We start from the raw sequence: 17,652 nt of genomic DNA, 5'->3' as shown, positions 1-17,652 counted from the left end.
AGACAGTCACAATGAATAAAACAATAACGGCGCTTGCTATCATGATGGCTTCATTTGCCGCAAACGCGTCTGTATTACCGGAAACTCCGGTGCCATTTAAAAGTGGTACCGGAGCAATTGATAACGACACTGTCTACATTGGTTTAGGTAGCGCAGGTACGGCATGGTACAAGCTGGATACACAGGCCAAAGATAAAAAATGGATAGCGTTAGCTGCATTCCCTGATGGGGCGAGAGATCAAGCAACCTCTGCATTTATTGATGGCAATCTGTACGTATTTGGCGGCATTGGCAAAAACAGCGAAGGCTTGACTCAGGTATTTAATGACGTACACAAATACAACCCCAAAACCAATAGCTGGGTTAAATTGATGTCGCACGCGCCGATGGGCATGGCGGGCCATGTGACTTTTGTACACAACGGCAAGGCTTATGTTACTGGCGGTGTTAACCAGAATATCTTCAATGGCTATTTTGAAGATCTCAACGAAGCTGGAAAAGATTCAACCGCTATAGATAAAATCAACGCCCACTATTTTGACAAAAAAGCAGAAGATTATTTCTTCAATAAGTTTCTGTTGTCTTTTGATCCCTCAACACAGCAATGGAGTTACGCTGGCGAATCTCCCTGGTACGGGACGGCTGGTGCAGCGGTTGTGAATAAAGGCGATAAAACCTGGCTTATTAATGGTGAAGCCAAACCAGGACTACGAACGGATGCCGTATTTGAACTTGATTTCACCGGTAATAATTTGAAATGGAATAAACTTGCTCCCGTCTCATCACCAGATGGCGTCGCTGGCGGTTTTGCAGGCATGAGCAATGACTCACTTATATTTGCCGGAGGGGCCGGATTCAAAGGTTCACGGGAAAATTACCAAAACGGTAAGAACTATGCGCATGAAGGCCTGAAAAAATCATATAGCGCTGATATTCATCTTTGGCATAACGGGAAATGGGATAAATCGGGCGAATTATCGCAAGGTCGGGCCTACGGAGTATCATTGCCCTGGAATAATAGTTTATTGATTATTGGCGGTGAAACTGCAGGCGGCAAAGCGGTAACGGATTCAGTATTGATCTCTGTGAAGGATAATAAAGTCACAGTGCAAAACTAACGCTTCAGGGCCCCAGTAAAGGGGCCCTACTATCAATTTATCATTTCAATTACGCGAAAATTATATGAACGCAATAATATCGCCCGATTATTACTATGTTCTTACCGTTGCTGGTCTGTCTAATGCCATGGCGTATGGCGAAGGACTGCCATTACCGGACAGGGAAGATACGCCTCATCCCAGAATTAAACAATTAGCGAGATTTGCGCATACGCATCCCGGAGGCCCGTCATGTCACTTTAACGACATTATTCCACTGACTCACTGCCCACACGATGTTCAGGATATGCAGGGTTATCACCATCCTCTGGCAACGAATCATCAAACACAGTACGGCACCGTTGGCCAGGCTCTGCATATTGCACGGAAATTACAGCCCTTTATTCCTGATAACGCGGGGGTTCTCATCGTTCCATGTTGCCGTGGCGGATCGGCTTTTACTGCGGGCAGCGAAGGGACATATTCAGAACGGCACGGAGCCAGCCATGATGCTTGTCGTTGGGGAACGGATACCCCTCTATACCAGGATTTAGTCAGCAGAACGCGAGCCGCACTGGCAAAAAATCCGCATAACAAATTCCTCGGCGTATGCTGGATGCAAGGCGAATTTGACTTAATGACAAGTGACTACGCGTCACACCCTCAACACTTTAATCATATGGTTGAAGCCTTTCGTAGGGATCTAAAACAATACCATTCTCAGCTTAATAATATTACTGGCGCGCCGTGGTTTTGCGGCGATACCACCTGGTACTGGAAAGAAAGTTTCCCTCATGCGTATGAAGCTATTTATGGCAATTATCAAAATAATATTTTAGCCAATATTATTTTCATCGACTTCCAGCAACAAGGTGAAAGAGGGCTGACGAACGCGCCTGATGAAGATCCGGACGATTTAAGCACGGGATATTTCGGTTCAGCGTACCGGTCACCGGAGAACTGGACGACGGCACTGCGAAGCAGTCATTTCAGCGCGGCAGCCCGTCGGGGGATTATTTCTGACAGGTTTGTAGAAGCAATTTTGCAGTTTTGGAGCGAAAGGTGAGCGGGGAGTTTATTCATGGGGGATGTCCTTGTCCGTTCCCAAAACAGGCAACAAAAAACAAATGAGATCAAGGTAATATCTCTTCACTTGCAGGCTCGAACAGCAGGCAATTGCCAATATAATAATCTGGCACAAGGGTGAAAAACGCGCACCGCATAAACCGTTGTTATTGCTTAAAGATTAGCCGGATGCCTTAATAGACATCCGCGCCTTTTCGATTATGGCTCGGAAATCTACGAACCTCTGCACAGTTTACTGGAACGTTTTGGACCACAGCGTTCACAGTACCGACCTGATATGCCGTTCTGGCGATTATAAGGCGACGGATTCTGGCAAATAGACGATGATAATATGCTTAATGATGTTCAAAGAAATTAGGCCATCATTATATTATTGCTTGCATTTTCTTTCATTCCCAAAAGCACCCGCCATTAATCCCAGGCGCATTATGCAAAGGAAAATGATTAGGTAAACAATAAGATTTATAATCAGGAAAGGCGACTCGCAATAAAACGCAAAGTCGCCTTAACATTGGTAAAATATGCCCTTTACTACTCCTGTATCATGAACGGCTCATCACATTTAAAGCTGACGTTGATCCAGACTGCTATATATTGCCTTTATTTCATTTTTTACGCTTTCGCCACGGTACACCAAAGACGTATCGTATCGTTGATACTTATCTTCCCGTGCAGCACTGAACCAGTTAAAAGATCCGACACACAGCAGTTCTTCATCCTCAATCACAATTTTGCTGTGGACACGATTAACCAATTTCGTAGCGATACCCATCTTATTGAGCTTTTCAACAGCATCATTCAGCAGATGTTTTTTCTCCTGACGCTTATCATCATCGACATGCGCTATATTGCAGTTTTTATCCGTCACCACAGTAATATCAATGCCCCGGGAACGGGCCAAAGCCATTGATGCCAGAAATCCCGTTTGCTCCATTTTTTGCCAGGATAACCAAGGGGAAATAATCGTTATTTTCTTTTGAGCTCCGGCAAGAGTCATGTTCAAAAATTCATCATGCTGCTCCACGCCATGCAGCGTTGAAATTTGTGTATGTGCGGAAATTAAATCCTGTCGTTTATGAAACTCAAATTGCAACGCATTATTATCTGAAGAAAAGAGATATTTTGCCAATAACCCTCGCGGCGAAAATGCGGGCTGCATCTCGATAAGGTCCATATCGCCAAATACCAGAAAACTATCTTTAGCGCGTGAGACAGCAACATTGAGGATACTGCTGTTGCTATCAAGAAACCTGCCATCTTCATGTTTTGAGTAGACTGGAGAAAAGAGAACAATCGCCCTTTCCGCCCCCTGCAAGGAGTGCACAGTCCCCACTGTCAGTGAACCCTCCTCGTCTTTGCCATTAATTTCCAGCTTACGCAATGACGTTTTGATAGCATTAACCTGCGCCGAAAATGGCGTCACAACACCAACAACTTTGTACAGTGGTTCCCCGTAATGGCGCTCTATATCATCCTTATGTGCCACCAGCCATGCTGCTATTGTTTCAGCTTCAAGAGGGTTATAACGGCTCCCCCCATTTGGCTTCATGCCTCTACCATCAATATGTAAATATCCCATTGCGGGGAAAATCGTCCCTTTTTCCATCCCTCTTTTAGGCTGCAACTTACCGTGATAGCAAAGTGAGTTACAGTAGCCGATGATGTTATTGAAACAGCGACGATGCTCATACAGATACATTCCGCGCTCGAACTTGGGATCATACTGGTAGTGAGAGTTAAACTGGGCTACCTGCATTACGCTGCCAGATGCTGCACTTTTTCCAGACCCACACACGTGAGTATATGTATTTATTAACTCTTCCTGAGTGCCACCAGAAATAATATTCTCCTCAAGCATATTGCCCATATCAGTGACGGGTAGACAATTCCAGATTGGAGCTATTTGCTCCGTATCGCCAATCACCAGCGCTTTCTTCGCCAATGCAAAGGAAGCTGCAGCAACCTCCGGGAGTACCTGCCCGGCTTCATCGACAATCAGTAAATCAGCAAAGTTATATAAATAATTATTATCCGATGTTCTATCGCCACCAAAAGATTTTCTTCTGTTCATATGGTAAGGCAACATGTAGCAGGTCATCACCACACAAGGAGTAAGTTTCATTCTTCTTAGCCAACGAGCCTCGGCGATAGTTATCCCGGTAATTCCTTTTTCTTTTTGCAAATTATCTATAGCTGCCATATCAATCAGCCAACGCCCCTCCCAATAATGGGTCGCTACCAAGAACGCTGGAAAACGAATCTGAGTATCGGCAAGTTCATCCGCTCCTGAAAGATTCAATTCATCGTCACCTCTGTAACCCAAAGCATAAGTCAACTCACGCCATTGTTTTGCAGCTTCTATTTCGCGTCGGGCTATATCCTTCGCATAGTTGATGTTCTGTTGGCACTCATCCTGCTCCTTTTGCGTTTTAGCAATCAAACTATCAATAAATTCATCAATATCTTCGGGATAATTTCCCTGGAACGATGTCATTCTTGTGCCAAACGTAGAGTCCAGGAAGAGGTTAATCTGGTAATGGCGTTTAGTACGAACAGCAGGAAGCCATGACAAAACCGCATACACTAGCGACTCATCAGCACGGTATTGCTGCCACTGCTTTTTACCTCTTGTTAAAAGTGAAATTTCATTGCCAATATTGAGAAGACGTGTGTTTTCGTCCTGAAGATACTGGTCGAGATTCTCACTGATGGCTCGCTGTTCATGGCGGATATCATTAAGCCTGCGCCATGTGGGTTCGATTTGCTGAAGTTGAATAAACTGTGAAGTTAAACGTTCATGCAAAAGCGTCACTACATGCTCTGGTGAATTGCACTCTCCAGCTCCAAACGCCACCTCCGCTTTTTCAAGGTAAAATGCCCGGGCTTTTTCCAGATATTCCTGGGATTCAACGTGGTTAAAAAAATCTTCAGTCTGGTATTTCTTCGCAGCCTCAACCTGACGGCTTTTAGACGGAAAATAAGCGCCATAGCTTATTACCTCCGGCAACCAACGACCAGCCATTACGCCAAAACCAGTAGAGAAATCTTTTCCAAAGGCTTCAATAATATTGGTGACGGCCTGATTGTTAGTTGATGTGGCAATAATTACAGGAGGTTCAGCTTGATTAAGTGCGGCTCTAGTCCATTCGGTGGCGATAATAGAAAGCACCAGCGTAGTTTTACCCGTTCCCGGAGGACCGTTAACAGCGAGCATATCCCCCTGCTGTTGAGTCAGATAATGGCTCAGGGCATCGCGCTGCGCCACTGCCAGCGGAAACTTATCGCCGGAATGCCCCAGACGTTCGCAGAACATAGCATTCTTAGCGAGAAGTGGCTCTAGTGGAACCATTTCATTTGAGGCAAAACGCGTTAATAGAGGAACCTTAACCTGGCTCATCAGCAGATGGTCATACAAAGGCAGGATATGAACACTGGCCCCTACATGCTGGCTAGCTTTAACAATATAACCGTATCCAGCCCGTTCGTATGGCTCAGATGTAGCGACCCAATTTCCAGCGACGTTTCTTAAAAGGTTATCTGACTGTTGAAGATAATTTTGCCAATGCTGACGATACCTGGCATGGCGTTCCGCTTTCTCTTCGTCAGTTTCTTTGTAATGTTCTGGTTGACCTTCATTAATGGTGGCTGTGTTATGCGTAGTTTTGTATTTGTCATATTGCACCAACTCACCAATAGAAAAATGACCGGAAGGGAGAGGTTCAAGCAGATCGCGGGGAATAGTGGCTGAAGCGGCAGGAAACAAAAAACCTTCCCTATTAAGAAGAGCGGAGGTAACCAGTGGCGTAATAATTGCGGGTGCACCTGCCGTTTGCTCTTTGCCATGCTTTACAATGCGGTTCCACACCTGGGGCCGTAACACGACTTCAACGTTTTTTACAGACTCCCCTTCACCGTCAAAAAATGCCCGAATAGTTTCGTCATCCAACTGCCCTGCGGTGATATTTATCCACCGAATGAATGATTCCGTATCTTTACGTGAAAACGTTCCTTTGCCAGATTCGGCGTCAGCTAGGGAGTTGCGCCAGTATGAAGTGAATCCCAATGTATTGCTGTCCATTTCTCATTCCGTGACATAATAGAAATCATTGATTTCATTGATGTAAATATTACTTATGATTAAACATTGTCCACGATGCGAGCGCGATCGCAATAAATATTGTGCCTGGAGGATGGATTAGATTTTCTGAAAGAGCTAAATCCTTAATAGATAAACGCGTACATACTTGGTTCGGTATTCTTAAGGGATTTAATATGGATTGAACCAGGTTGACGTTAGTTGAAAAAAACAGTGGAAAAGATTTGTGTGGCGCGGATTTCAGGCATAAAAAAAAGACCTCAGTTGAGGTCTATTTACATACTTTTGGTGCGAAGGCCGGACTCAAACATGTGACTTAACCTCATGATTTAAAATTGTTAATAATAAACAATATCATCTTATACCAACACAGATACCAACACGAAAAATCACTGGTTTTCGGCATCGAACCAGGACAATCAGCTCCTGATTGAGATACCGAGCTCTGTTACTCGTCATCTTCCTCGACAGGCTTCATTGCATCAAGTAGTACTCGCACCATCGCGATAGAACCAATCCGGATAAAAGCATCTTCTCCATCTATATCTGTTAACTGATATCGCTCACTTGATGCCGGATAATTGTGTCGATTTGCAGCAGTGAACTCTTTCGTACAGCCAGAATGTGGCGGATGCTGGTTGAGCAGATAACGTCCGTATTCCCGTTGACCACTTCCGGACGGTAGGCTGTGATATCAGACATAATCGATATTCCTTTTTGCAGATAAATGAAAATGCCAGCCCTGTTCAGGCTGGCGTCAGTGGAATGAAGTCTGGTGAGTAAGACTCACCGGTTCTGGTGCAGAAGCTGCAACTGGCGCAGTGTACGGATATCTTCCCTGGCCTGTTCAATACAGGGCAGCAGTGCTGCCGAATCCGTTTTATCCTCATCGTTGTCAAAGATAATTCCCGATTCGCAGTCGATATTGTCCTGCAGCCACGCAATCAGAATATCCAGTGCTGTTTCTGTGGTTAATGATTCCATACTGTGTCTTTTGTCCTGGTTACCAGTTGAAAGTGGGCAATCCCGGCAGGCATTCAGCGCTGGCATCCAGATGAATGAGACTGACGCCATAACGCCGGATTAGTGTGACAACCAGACGACGGAACGTTCTGGACAGGCCCAGGCGTTTAAGCCGCAGAACCGGATACGACCACGCATCGGTACGTAACAGATAGCCGCTGCCGGTAAAATGAATCCATTCTGATTCGCCGTCGTCATTAGTCTGGTGTGACAGCGAGTACAGCCAGGCGTTGTCTGTTTCCGTGATATGTGCGGTGCTGCAGCGTATGCCGGTAAGGGTTGTTAACGGTGGTGGTGTACTGGTTGACTGCTGGTCGGATTTATCGACCACGCGGAGTGAATAACCGTTTTCAGAGACCTTGTTAATCAGTTCAGCGAGATTAACACCATCGACGTCAACGACAATGCGCCCCATGTTCAGCGCCTGTACGTTAACGCTGTCGGCTTCCAGCGTCAGGGCCAGTTTCATCGTTTCGCCTCCGGATGCTTCCCTAGGGTAATGTTATTTACCGTTCTGTAATTGTCGCGAGTCATCAGGCCTGTTGCCCGGCGAGCCCGGAGGATATCGATGCTGTTTATTAACTGAGAGTGGGTACAGGCGCTGAATCCCGACTGGTCGGTACGTACCAGCGCGTATTTTTCAACGAGAAAGTTCACCGCGTCACACAGTGAAATGCCTGCCTCAATATGCTGCTCAATCACACGTTCATCGGCAAACGGTGTGTCATTCAGTGTAAGGCCGTAATGCTGGTCCAGCAGTCGGGAGAGCAGAGTCTGCCAGATGGTGACGGGAGACGGGCAGCGCGATGCCTCCCGTACGTGTGTATCGGGTAATGTTTTCATACTGAAGATTTTCCTGATATGCAGAGATAAAAAACGGGAAAGTGGCGTGGTGAAAAACACCAGGCCGGAGCAGAGGGTTATTCCGGTGGTTTACTTTTTCGTTTCGGGCGTCGGATAAACAGCCAGATAAACGTAACCACCGCTACCGAGGGTGTCAGCTTTGCAGGTCAGACCTTTCGCATACAGCGTGACGGTATGCTGATGGCGGGGATTCAGTTCACCGCTGGTGAGCATGAGTTCCAGTTGTTTCATCAGCAGCGGAAAGGCCTGGTCCAGATGGTATGCATCTGCGTCGCTGAAGCGGCCTCTGATACCGGCGCGGTCGGCAAGGTAATGCAGGCGGTTACCCTCCTGCACCAGACGGGCACCAAAACAGGGCCTCACTGTGCAGGGAAGCCCCCACCAGGGGCGGTCGTGATTGTCGTCGGGATGAGTTATCCCGGAGAGTTTGTCTGACACGATAAAATCCTCTCTGAAAAGTGGTTAAGAATGGTTTAACGATGACAGGTCAGCCGGCGCGCTGACCTGTTTCGGTGAAGATGTATGCATTGATGAGAATGGCCTCATCCACAGTGGCGTCTGAGTCCATCTGGTCGTACTCGCGGGTGACGGACATCAGTTCAGGGTGACGCTCATCAGCCGGACATACGGGCCAAAACTGTCCTTACGGCGTTCAGCAAACACGGCCAGCACACCGGGAATATCCTGCACTTCACGACCGGTATACGCCTCAGCACTGCCGTGCCAGCGGTATTTGCCGGTACAGAACGGAAAAAGACGGGATGCCGGATGCTGTTGGTGAATACGCATGGCTTCACCACGGGTGATAATTTTCATAATGGGATACCTCTGAAGACAGAAGATAAAAGTGAAAACAGGTGTGATGTGGTTGTGGCAGTGACGGGTTAAAGCAGACCGTGTTCCGCAAAGGAGAAAACCTGGTTGCCACCGACTATCAGATGGTCCGGCACCCGGATATCCACCAGGGCCAGTGCCTGTACCAGACGTTCGGTGATAAGGCGGTCTGCCTTACTGGGTGTGACTTCACCGGACGGGTGATTGTGTGCCAGTACCACGGCAGCGGCATTGTGGTACAGGGCGCGTTTAATCACTTCCCGGGGATGGACTTCCGTGCGGTTGATGGTGCCGGTAAAGAGGGTTTCACCGGCAATCAGCTGATTCTGGTTGTTCAGATACAGCACCCGGAACTCTTCACGCTCCAGTCCCGCCATGTTCAGAATCAGCCATTCCCGTGCTGCACGGGTGGAGGTGAAGGCCACGCCGGGTTCATGAAGATGGCGGTCCAGGGTTTTCAGGGCCCGCAGAATGAGACTGCGCTCGCCGGGCGTCATCTCTCCGGGCAGAAAGGAAAGCTGCTGCATTGTCCCTGCCTCCATTCAGTCGATAATGCGCATAATGGCGCTGCATTCCGGATGCTGCAGGACGTAATCCCGCAGCCGGTAATAATGGACCGTCATGGCATAACACTCCGTACGACAGGCATGATGGCTGTACGTCATCAGACAGGCGGCAATACCGGCGGCTTCCGGGCTCATTTCAGCGCGGTTACCGTTCATGGCATTGAACAGTACCCATGTTTCGTCATCATCGTCATCCGGTTCGGGCGCCATAAATGCCCCGCCGTTGTTCAGGGTGTACAGATTCCAGATACCACCGCAGTAGTCTTCGCACAGACGGTCCATCCAGCCGAAGACACGGGGCTCCAGGGTCACCCACTGTGGAATAAGGCCAAAATGTTGCGGCCAGAAGCTGATGCGCTGTTCATCAGGGACGAGAGTAGCAACCAGCTGAGGTGGGTTATTCCCTGATGCAGCGGTTACGGAAACAGAAGGTGTGGTGGAATTATGCGTAACGGTTGTCATGAGATTATTCCTTATAAAAAGTAAATGAATGGAAGAATGCCTGGGGACTGGTACAGACGTGAGTCAGAGCTGCACTTTCAGGGAAACAGCATCAGCGCATGCTCTCCAGCAGCGTTTCTGCCATCACCCACAATGCGCGGTTGAGCTTAATGTCAGTGTCAATGCTGTGAATGGCACGGGTATGGATACGTTTTCCTTTAGCGCTGCGACCTGAAATTCCGCCTTTCAGCATATTCTCCTGAATGGTCTGATAAGCACTCCACAGGTCCTTACCGTAATCCTCCCGGCGTCGTGGCGTCAGAATGTCGGCGGTGGTGACGGGCTGATGTTCGTCACCATAACGGTAAGTCAGTGCCGCCTGTGCCAGCGCCTGGCGTGCCGGTGGCGGCAGAATCAGCGACTGCATGGCATCACGCTTTTCCTCAATCCGGTCAAAAACCCCCACCACCTCGTAAGCCCCTTCAATGACTCTGTCCACCACATTTCCCCGGTGCGGAACACGCACTTCCCCCAGAGACTGACCACAGACGCATCCGTTCTGGCAGACGAACCTGAAGTAACCCGGCAGCATCTGGTAGCTGGAGGTACCGTCATGAGAGTTGAGCAGAATAATTTCAGGGACATGTTCTCCGTTTATCTCTCCGGCCCGCCGCAGACGCAGCATGTGTTTTGTGTATCCCCGGCGGCCCGGGTCGCGCACACGGGTCTGGCAGGCGAAGAATGGCTGAAAGCCTTCCCGCTGCAGGCTTTCCAGTACGGTGATGGTGGGGATGTACGTATAGTTCTGGCTTCGGGACGTGTGTTTATCTTCCCCGAAAATCCCCGGCACATAGTGCATCAGTTCTTCGTGTGTCAGCGGACGGTCACGGCGTATCTGGTTCGCATAACCAAAACGACTGGCTAGTCGCATAATTTGCTCCTTATCGGTGGTTAAGATTTACTGGTGTAATAAATGAAAAAGCCACGTCTCCCGGAGAAGACGCGGCCTGATGGGTGAAATGAATGACGTTTATTGTCTGAGAAGACCATCACTGGCGAGCCGCGTATTAAGCACCTTTCCGGCATCGGGTTCAGAATTCCGGCAGCGCCAGCGTCGCTGACCTTCCGCGTTGCGGATAACCCGACGGAAATGCATTCCCGGGTCATCCTGGATAAACACATTGCGGTAAGCTGTTATGACAGCAACCGCCTGCCCGTATGAGAAAGATCCTTCAGCCAGGACATACTCTGTGTAACCCGGCATATCTGTTTTCTCCTGATAAATAAAAAGCCTCTGCCACGCGTTGTGACAGAGGCTGAAGCATGAAACTGACTTCAGGGATCAGTTAACGTTTTTTCCGGAAACGGTAATCAGCAGTGGATGGTAGTCCTGGGGATTGAAAACCGATAACGGCAGACTGACACGATGGCCGTTACTTTCTTCAGTTGCTTTAATGATTTCGGTTGTGGCGACATTTTCCACGCACTCCGTTTCCAGAAATGCGTCTGTGGTTTGCGTGGCATTACTGTCACCAAAAGCTTCCGTTTCCATTTTTCTGGTCACCAGCGTCTGACCATATTTGTCTTTGAGTTGCAGAGTGATGGTGAGGGGGCCAAATCCTTCATCGTTTCCGCCATTATCCAGCCGGAACTGGTAAGCACAAATATTTCCCGGGAGCCATATCGTATCTGTATTGCGTATACTGATGTAACGTTGATCCTGTGCCCGGAGTGGGGCAGACCACGTTAACCCCAGAATGAAGGCGGTAATCATGCAGGTTTTGAACAGGTGAATCATGGTATTTACCTCTCTGAGTCATGACGATGACACTGACAAATCAGGTGATAAAGCGTAAAAGGCGCAGAATAGCCGTTATGCTGGTAACTCCGGGGGTAATGCTTCTTCCAGTCGGTTAACCATATTGCCGAGATGGGATGCATCATATTCCATGACGGGGCGTTGCCTGATGATACTGACCACCAGTGGTTTGATTAACATATTGGTCGCGGCCCGTTGTTGTATACCGGCGGCGAAAATGATCTCCAGAGCATTCTGATCGATAACACGGGCCAGATTCTCGTTCAGATTTTCAATCTCATGTCCGGTCAGCAGGAAACTGCCGGCAAGCCATGTCACCTGCTCCTGAATCATTGCCAGAATTTTGACGCGATCTTCTTCAACCAGCGCTCCGGCAATTTTTCCTGATACAGCGGAGGCAATCATTCCCCCCAGAACACCGCCAACCACACGCCCTGTCAGTACACCAAATGGTCCCAGTGGACTGAACAGTATTCCGCCCGCCACTGACCCGACAGCACCACCTGCCACACCGGAAGATGCCACGGCAAGATTCCTGATGAACTGCGTACCGGAGATCCGTCCCCGCAACATTTTGATCATGTCAGGGCCGGTTGTGACAGCTACCAGTGCCAGAGATGTCACCAGCGTACCCTTCATCACTTTGTTCAGGGCACTGATATTTCCTGCACCGGTCCCCTTCTGAAGAGCCAGTCGGACAGTCGGGCTGGCAGTCGAAAAATCAATGTGCTTCAGCATACCCTGAACAACACTGAGCCGGTGGAGTTGCTGGGTTGTGACGTAGACAGCCAGTGTGCGGGTGAAGGTTTTTCCTGCCTGGACAGCAGCTGTCTGCAGGGCAGCATCGCGATCGCCGGTGCTGAGCCAGAAGACCGATGCCGTCAGGGCAAAACTGATCCCTCCGGCCGCCAGACTGACAACCGAACCCTCGGCAATATCATAAGTGACCGATTCGATGGTCCCGAACCGGGTGATATTACGGGCCTGAGTATAAGTCAGATGTCCCCGACGAATCAGCCGGGACGCTTCTGCGGGATCGGTTACACCGGGTACTTTACCTTCGCGGATCTTATTCCTCATGGTTTCAACAGCGCCGGCATACTGATCACGGGGGACTTCCAGTTGCATGGGGCCATTATTTCCCATGTAACGATACTGTCCGTTTTGTCCGTCGAATGCCGCACCGACGCTACGGGCTGCAGTTGAACAATATTTCGTCTGGATTTCTGTTCCGCTGACCAGTCTGTCTGCTCCATTTCTGGCATTATTATCACCGAGGATCCGTGCGTTTTTCAGACGGACTCTGTCGACAATATGGTTTCCCCGTTCAGCGGCAAACCCATGTCCCTGCCCTCCGGAAGCAAACATTTTCTCATTTGTACTCCAGGTTTCCGGCAGTTTCATGAGAATCAGACCATTCGCCGTTGCATCGGAAATAAAGCTGTTGTAAGGGCGTTCATAAATTTCCTGACACAGTGTTTCTGTTTCGCGACAAAGAGAGGAGCAGTACCATTCCGGATCCGGCTTATGATTTTCCGGGGCATGATGTACTTCTGTCAGCCCGCAGGAGGCACAGATACGAAGCTCATCCACGTGATGGAATGATACAAAACGGCGACCTTCTGAAAAGGGATACCAGTCACCGCCGTCCAGGCAACGATCGAGAAAATCGTCATTCGCTTCCGGTGATAAATTCAGGCGGTTCCGGAAGAGCGTTTTCAGTTCATCAGGTGTGAATGACAGGTTCTCTTTCAACTGTTCGTTAAACCCTGCCATGTTTCTTTCATACCAGGCATTGTTCAGTAACCAGTTTCCGTCTGCCAGTTCAAATTCCCTCAGCTCTCCCCGGGAAATCCGTTGAGAAATGAGCGTCAGCCAGATGCGCTCCGTCAGTGAGTCAGGAAGGCTGTAATCGTTTTGCAAACTGGTCAGCCACGATTTACTGTTGAGCACCGGTTGTTCTTCCAGTGTCTGGCTGATGGCACAGGTCAGTTTTTTCAGCGCCTGGATTTGGCTGGCCGCCCATAGCAGCGTCACTAATGCAGCCAGCCAGTACAACAACCCGCCCCACCACATCAGTGACGGTGAAATATCGTACTGTAACGCGATCAATGGTGCGCATGCAGAACACGCCATAAGGAAAAAGGCAGTATAAAAACAGCAGTAATACCCGTTAATTTCCTTGCTGATATCTTCTGGTGTGATCCCGTTCTGCTGAATGTTTTTGATCTGCAGGGGAACAGCCAGCAGACCACCGGCGAGAGCGGTGGTCAGAATAAATTTCACAGAGTCAAAGGTGTGAGCCTCCAGCGCGATATGTTTACCATCAAGTCCCCACATGAAGCTGATGATCATTCCGGCAATCGTCAGAAATACGCCTGCCAGCCAGCGAATATGGAACAACCTGGTTATGCGTTCGGTGATATAGCCAGCCAGTAAGGCCGGGCCGAACAGACACAGCAATATGAGCCCTGCCAGCGCAGAAGCCGTGCTGATTAATGCTCTGAACAAAAGGCGAAGAATGGCAAATCCTGCGATCAGCAGGATCAGCGCGCCGACTATCTGTAACATAGTCACTCCGTGATGAATATCATGTTATTGTTAATGCCAGCGAATGTGGCGTTGAATATCCGTTGCGCCGGTCCGGGTCCCGATCATGATGACCGGGACCACAGAGAGGCGATGGTTCTGTCAGAAGGTCACATTCAGCGTGGCCTGACCGTTATAGCCTTCAGCGCTGCTGCCGCTGACGCTGTGGACATAACCAGCCTGAACGCCCAGGGTGATATTTTCCCGGACACGGGCTTCCAGTCCGGCCTGCAGGTCCAGTGACGTACCATTCTGTGACGGTGAGAACGTCATGTTACTGCCGGCTGCGGCTGTACCCATGCTCATGTCCCCCCGGGAGCTGAAGGTGCGGATAACAGAAGGCTGTACCCACCAGTTCACCGGCAGTTCACGCACACTGTGTTTGGCACTGCCGCGCAGGGTGTCACGGGATGAGGTGCCTTCACCAAAGGTCATATCGTTGTGGCTGCCCAGACGGAAACCGGCACGCACATGTTGTGCACTGCCATGCCCGAACTTCACATAACCGGCGTTATCCTGGCCGTCATCCAGGGAGAGTCCCTGCCAGGTGTACTGCAGTTGTGGCTCCAGCATCAGATTGTCAGTGATACTGAAGGGCAGACCGGTTTCCAGTGAGCCCAGCCAGCCCCAGCCCCGGGCGCGGAAGTCGTTATTGTCCGATGACGCTTTCATGCTGTGGCGGGTTCCCTGGGCCACAATGTCAGCCCACAGGCCGGAGGCGTTGTGTACCAGATTCAGGTATCCGCCCAGACTGCCGGCATCATCCCGGACCGTGCCGGCACGGGAGCCGTCATCATTCTTAACATCAACGGAAGAATGGCCTGCAGCACCATACACTCCTGTCGTCAGTGACATACCGGCAACCTCTGTTCTCAGCAGGTCACCCTCCAGACGGACGAGGCCATAGCTGCCGCTGATTTCCGGCGTGGCCCCACGGGCAATACCGCCGTTGTTATCGTGCCCGAGATGACCGCCCTGAATGCTGAGACGGACGCTGTTATTTTCACCGCTTACACCGGTCTGATGGCTGCGGGAGCCTGTCAGAATCCGGTCATAGTCCATTGCCTGTGTCAGCATGGAGGCATACAGGGGGACTTCAGCACGATAAGCATTTTCACTGCGCAGGTACCAGTCTTCATCGCTGTCACGGTTCAGGGTGTAGTTAAAGGCGCCGGCCTGAAGCGGGCGACTCAGGGCAAACGCACCTTCTTCTGTGGTGGCACCATTCTGTGCATCCACAACCCGGATACCCTGTCCGGAGGTTGCCACCCCGAGGTTACTGTTTCCGACATTTGTAAACGCAAGCCAGGTTTTGCCGGTTGCCTGACCACCATTAATCACCAGCTGGTCAGAGGCATTGCTGCCATCAAGGCGAACACGCATATTGATGGTGCCACCCTGACCGGTGAGGTTACTGGTGGTCAGTTTATGGAACGTTACCGGGGAGTCGCCTTTTGCAACAGAACGGCTCAGCACGGCATCCTGTGTCGTCTGATTATCAAAGCGAATCTCCCCTGCGTTAACAATATCGCCGGTACTGACCACATCACCATTCAGTACCATGCTGGCGCCTTTACTGAGCTGTGTTCTGCCACTCAGACTTCCCCCGGCAGCCAGCGTCAGTGTTCCACGATATCCGACAGTGGTGTTACCGGCCTGTCCCCCGGCATTAACCGTAAAGCTGCCGCCATTTTCCAGCAGCAGGCCGCTGGCCTGACCGGATATGCCATCAATACTGAACTTACCGCTGGCATTGGTCCCCTCAACAGTGGCACCACTGTCTGCAATCAGGGCACCACCGGATGTCATGGTGACATCTGTTGCCTTACCACCGGCAGACACTGCCAGGGTACCGCCGTCATCCACCCGTGTTTTCTGCGCTGAATGGCCCTCCAGTACATCCAGGCGACCGCCGGACTCCAGAACAACGCCGTCAGCCTTACCGTTTTCCACCGTGAAACTCCCCAGACGGTTGCTGCCAAGAACCGTTGCTGCAGTACTGGTGACCAGTGCGCCGCCCTGCTTCAGGGTGACATTCGTGGCTGTACCACCGGCGTTCACCTGCAGTTTGCCTTTCTGGTTAACGGTGGTGAAATCCGCCAGACCACCTTCCTTGATAATCTGCCAGCCGTCACTGTTTACAACAGTGCCAGACGCCGTACCGCCGTTGTGCACATACTGGTACCCCCCATTCAGCGTGGTATCCAGTGCGTGACCATGTACAGTCTGGTCGCCGCCGGCATAAACCACAGTGGTATTTGCCGTTCCTTCAGCAGCCACAATCTGACGACCATTTTTATTGATGGTGGTGCGTACGGCATCTCCGTAGACGGTCTGCCCGGTATCACCATTTTCTGCATCCGGTCCCCCTTCCGCGCCGGTATTCACAACCGTGTCGGTTGCCACTGCGCCGGATTTGACGGCCTGCCAGCCCTTCTCATTAATGACGGTACCCGTTGCAATCCCGCCTTCATGTACCCACTGCTCACCGCCGTTCAGAGTGGTGTTCACTGCCTGCCCCTGAAGGCTCTGTCCGCCTTCGGCACTGATAACCGTGTCTGAAACGCTTCCTCCGGCATTCACTCTCTGAAGACCACCACCGGTGACAGTAGTGTTGTTGGCGATACCGCCATTTTGTATCCATTGCCCGCCGGTATTGGCCTCGTTATCCGGCCCATACTCCAGCCCGGTACTGATGGTCATTCCGTTGGCCGTACCGAGGACAATCTGGTTGTCATGATTTGTCAGTGTTCCGCCGTTCACGGTTTCTCCCGCCTGTACAACCGTGTCAGCAGCCAGTGCCGGGACTGACGTGACAGCAGCAAGAGACAGCGCAACCGCCACACCGGCGCGTTTTCCCCGTGAGCGGGCCAGTTCGGAAGCCACCACCAGAGTGCCCGTAATGTGATTCCATACCAGCCTGTAGCTGGTGTTCAGATGTCGTTTCATCAGCTTTTCCTTACAGAGGGTGAATAAAAAAGCCGGTACCCACAAAAGTGGATACCGGCAGGTACAAAACAGCATGGTCAGATAAAGTGGTTTTTCCCGGACATAAATGCTTCCCCTCTCTCATCCGCCAGAGAAGTATCAGTCCGTTGTGTGCAATTCCGTTCTGCATGATGAAGAGATTCAGCTGCCTTTTCGCAGGCCATTAACCACCATAAACGATCGATAGTAACGATCGATACCTGTTTTATCGATCGTTTTATTCTATTAACAGCAGGGCAGTCACGCAAG

General features: G+C 50.2%; 15 protein-coding genes and 4 pseudogenes. 3 read left to right on the top strand and 16 right to left on the bottom strand.

The annotated features are described in order from the left end of the window. Positions 1 to 11: 11 nt before the first annotated feature. Both nanM and QUE74_RS29655 read left to right on the top strand, forming a co-directional pair. Complete coding sequence (nanM, locus tag QUE74_RS26390) at positions 12 to 1,118, top strand: N-acetylneuraminate epimerase (RefSeq protein WP_001355113.1); 1,107 nt, start codon at positions 12 to 14, stop codon at positions 1,116 to 1,118. 64 nt (positions 1,119 to 1,182) lie between these two features. Continuing rightward, positions 1,183 to 1,749, top strand: a pseudogene (locus tag QUE74_RS29655) (sialate O-acetylesterase); the annotation flags it as partial. Positions 1,750 to 2,081: 332 nt separating this feature from the next. On the opposite strand, the gene QUE74_RS29650 reads toward QUE74_RS29655, so the two are convergent. Next, entirely contained in the window at positions 2,082 to 2,180 is a 99-nt protein-coding gene (locus QUE74_RS29650; RefSeq protein WP_418930496.1) for a hypothetical protein, read from the bottom strand. A 92-nt stretch (positions 2,181 to 2,272) separates the two neighbouring features. Here QUE74_RS29650 and QUE74_RS26380 point away from each other — a divergent pair. Beyond that, positions 2,273 to 2,478 (top strand): annotated as a pseudogene (locus QUE74_RS26380) (phosphorothioated DNA-binding restriction endonuclease family protein); the annotation flags it as partial. A 267-nt stretch (positions 2,479 to 2,745) separates the two neighbouring features. Here QUE74_RS26380 and yjhR read toward each other — a convergent pair. The 15 genes and pseudogenes from yjhR to QUE74_RS26310 form a co-directional block, all read right to left on the bottom strand. Next, the gene (gene yjhR / locus QUE74_RS26375; RefSeq protein ID WP_000378101.1) at positions 2,746 to 6,261 is read right to left on the bottom strand and encodes a helicase YjhR; all 3,516 of its coding nucleotides are present in this window, start codon (positions 6,259 to 6,261) and stop codon (positions 2,746 to 2,748) included. 466 nt (positions 6,262 to 6,727) lie between these two features. Next, positions 6,728 to 6,856, bottom strand: a pseudogene (locus tag QUE74_RS29495) (helix-turn-helix transcriptional regulator); the annotation flags it as partial. After that, positions 6,832 to 6,981, bottom strand: a pseudogene (locus QUE74_RS26370) (hypothetical protein); the annotation flags it as partial. The pseudogenes QUE74_RS26370 and QUE74_RS29495, both read right to left, overlap by 25 nt. 84 nt (positions 6,982 to 7,065) lie before the next feature. Continuing rightward, a complete protein-coding gene (locus QUE74_RS26365) occupies positions 7,066 to 7,263 on the bottom strand; it encodes a DUF957 domain-containing protein (protein ID WP_021581277.1) in 198 nt (65 codons plus the stop codon). A 19-nt stretch (positions 7,264 to 7,282) separates the two neighbouring features. Continuing rightward, entirely contained in the window at positions 7,283 to 7,771 is a 489-nt protein-coding gene (locus QUE74_RS26360) for a DUF5983 family protein (RefSeq protein ID WP_001559914.1), read from the bottom strand. After that, complete coding sequence (locus QUE74_RS26355; protein WP_001559913.1) at positions 7,768 to 8,145, bottom strand: TA system toxin CbtA family protein; 378 nt, start codon at positions 8,143 to 8,145, stop codon at positions 7,768 to 7,770. Before QUE74_RS26355 ends, QUE74_RS26360 begins: the two co-directional genes overlap by 4 nt. A 90-nt stretch (positions 8,146 to 8,235) precedes the next feature. Continuing rightward, positions 8,236 to 8,604: a type IV toxin-antitoxin system YeeU family antitoxin gene (locus QUE74_RS26350; protein ID WP_001540478.1), complete on the bottom strand. Its 369-nt coding sequence runs from the start codon at positions 8,602 to 8,604 to the stop codon at positions 8,236 to 8,238. A gap of 156 nt (positions 8,605 to 8,760) precedes the next feature. Then, positions 8,761 to 8,982, bottom strand: a complete 222-nt coding sequence (locus tag QUE74_RS26345) for a DUF987 domain-containing protein (RefSeq protein ID WP_000692300.1) — start codon at positions 8,980 to 8,982, stop codon at positions 8,761 to 8,763. Between the two features lie 68 nt (positions 8,983 to 9,050). Continuing rightward, on the bottom strand, positions 9,051 to 9,527 hold the full coding sequence (locus QUE74_RS26340; protein ID WP_032186123.1) for a JAB domain-containing protein: 477 nt from the start codon (positions 9,525 to 9,527) through the stop codon (positions 9,051 to 9,053). Positions 9,528 to 9,542: 15 nt separating this feature from the next. After that, positions 9,543 to 10,028, bottom strand: coding sequence for an antirestriction protein (locus QUE74_RS26335; RefSeq protein WP_064236914.1), 486 nt, complete (start codon positions 10,026 to 10,028; stop codon positions 9,543 to 9,545). A gap of 91 nt (positions 10,029 to 10,119) precedes the next feature. Continuing rightward, positions 10,120 to 10,938 (bottom strand): DUF932 domain-containing protein, encoded by an 819-nt coding sequence (locus tag QUE74_RS26330; protein WP_001234621.1) that lies wholly within the window; start codon positions 10,936 to 10,938, stop codon positions 10,120 to 10,122. A gap of 99 nt (positions 10,939 to 11,037) precedes the next feature. After that, positions 11,038 to 11,271, bottom strand: coding sequence for a DUF905 family protein (locus QUE74_RS26325; RefSeq protein WP_001119729.1), 234 nt, complete (start codon positions 11,269 to 11,271; stop codon positions 11,038 to 11,040). A 78-nt stretch (positions 11,272 to 11,349) separates the two neighbouring features. Further along, positions 11,350 to 11,805 (bottom strand): IrmA family protein, encoded by a 456-nt coding sequence (locus QUE74_RS26320; RefSeq protein WP_064236915.1) that lies wholly within the window; start codon positions 11,803 to 11,805, stop codon positions 11,350 to 11,352. A 75-nt stretch (positions 11,806 to 11,880) separates the two neighbouring features. Continuing rightward, the gene (locus tag QUE74_RS26315) at positions 11,881 to 14,397 is read right to left on the bottom strand and encodes a YeeR family protein (protein ID WP_023145614.1); all 2,517 of its coding nucleotides are present in this window, start codon (positions 14,395 to 14,397) and stop codon (positions 11,881 to 11,883) included. 120 nt (positions 14,398 to 14,517) lie between these two features. Continuing rightward, positions 14,518 to 17,364: an Ag43/Cah family autotransporter adhesin gene (locus tag QUE74_RS26310; RefSeq protein ID WP_127790593.1), complete on the bottom strand. Its 2,847-nt coding sequence runs from the start codon at positions 17,362 to 17,364 to the stop codon at positions 14,518 to 14,520. Positions 17,365 to 17,652: the final 288 nt, after the last annotated feature.

Origin of the sequence: Escherichia sp. 10290 (genome assembly GCF_030295155.1) — a bacterium.
Classification (GTDB): domain Bacteria; phylum Pseudomonadota; class Gammaproteobacteria; order Enterobacterales; family Enterobacteriaceae; genus Escherichia; species Escherichia coli_F.
This window is presented reverse-complemented; position numbering and strand designations above follow the sequence as displayed.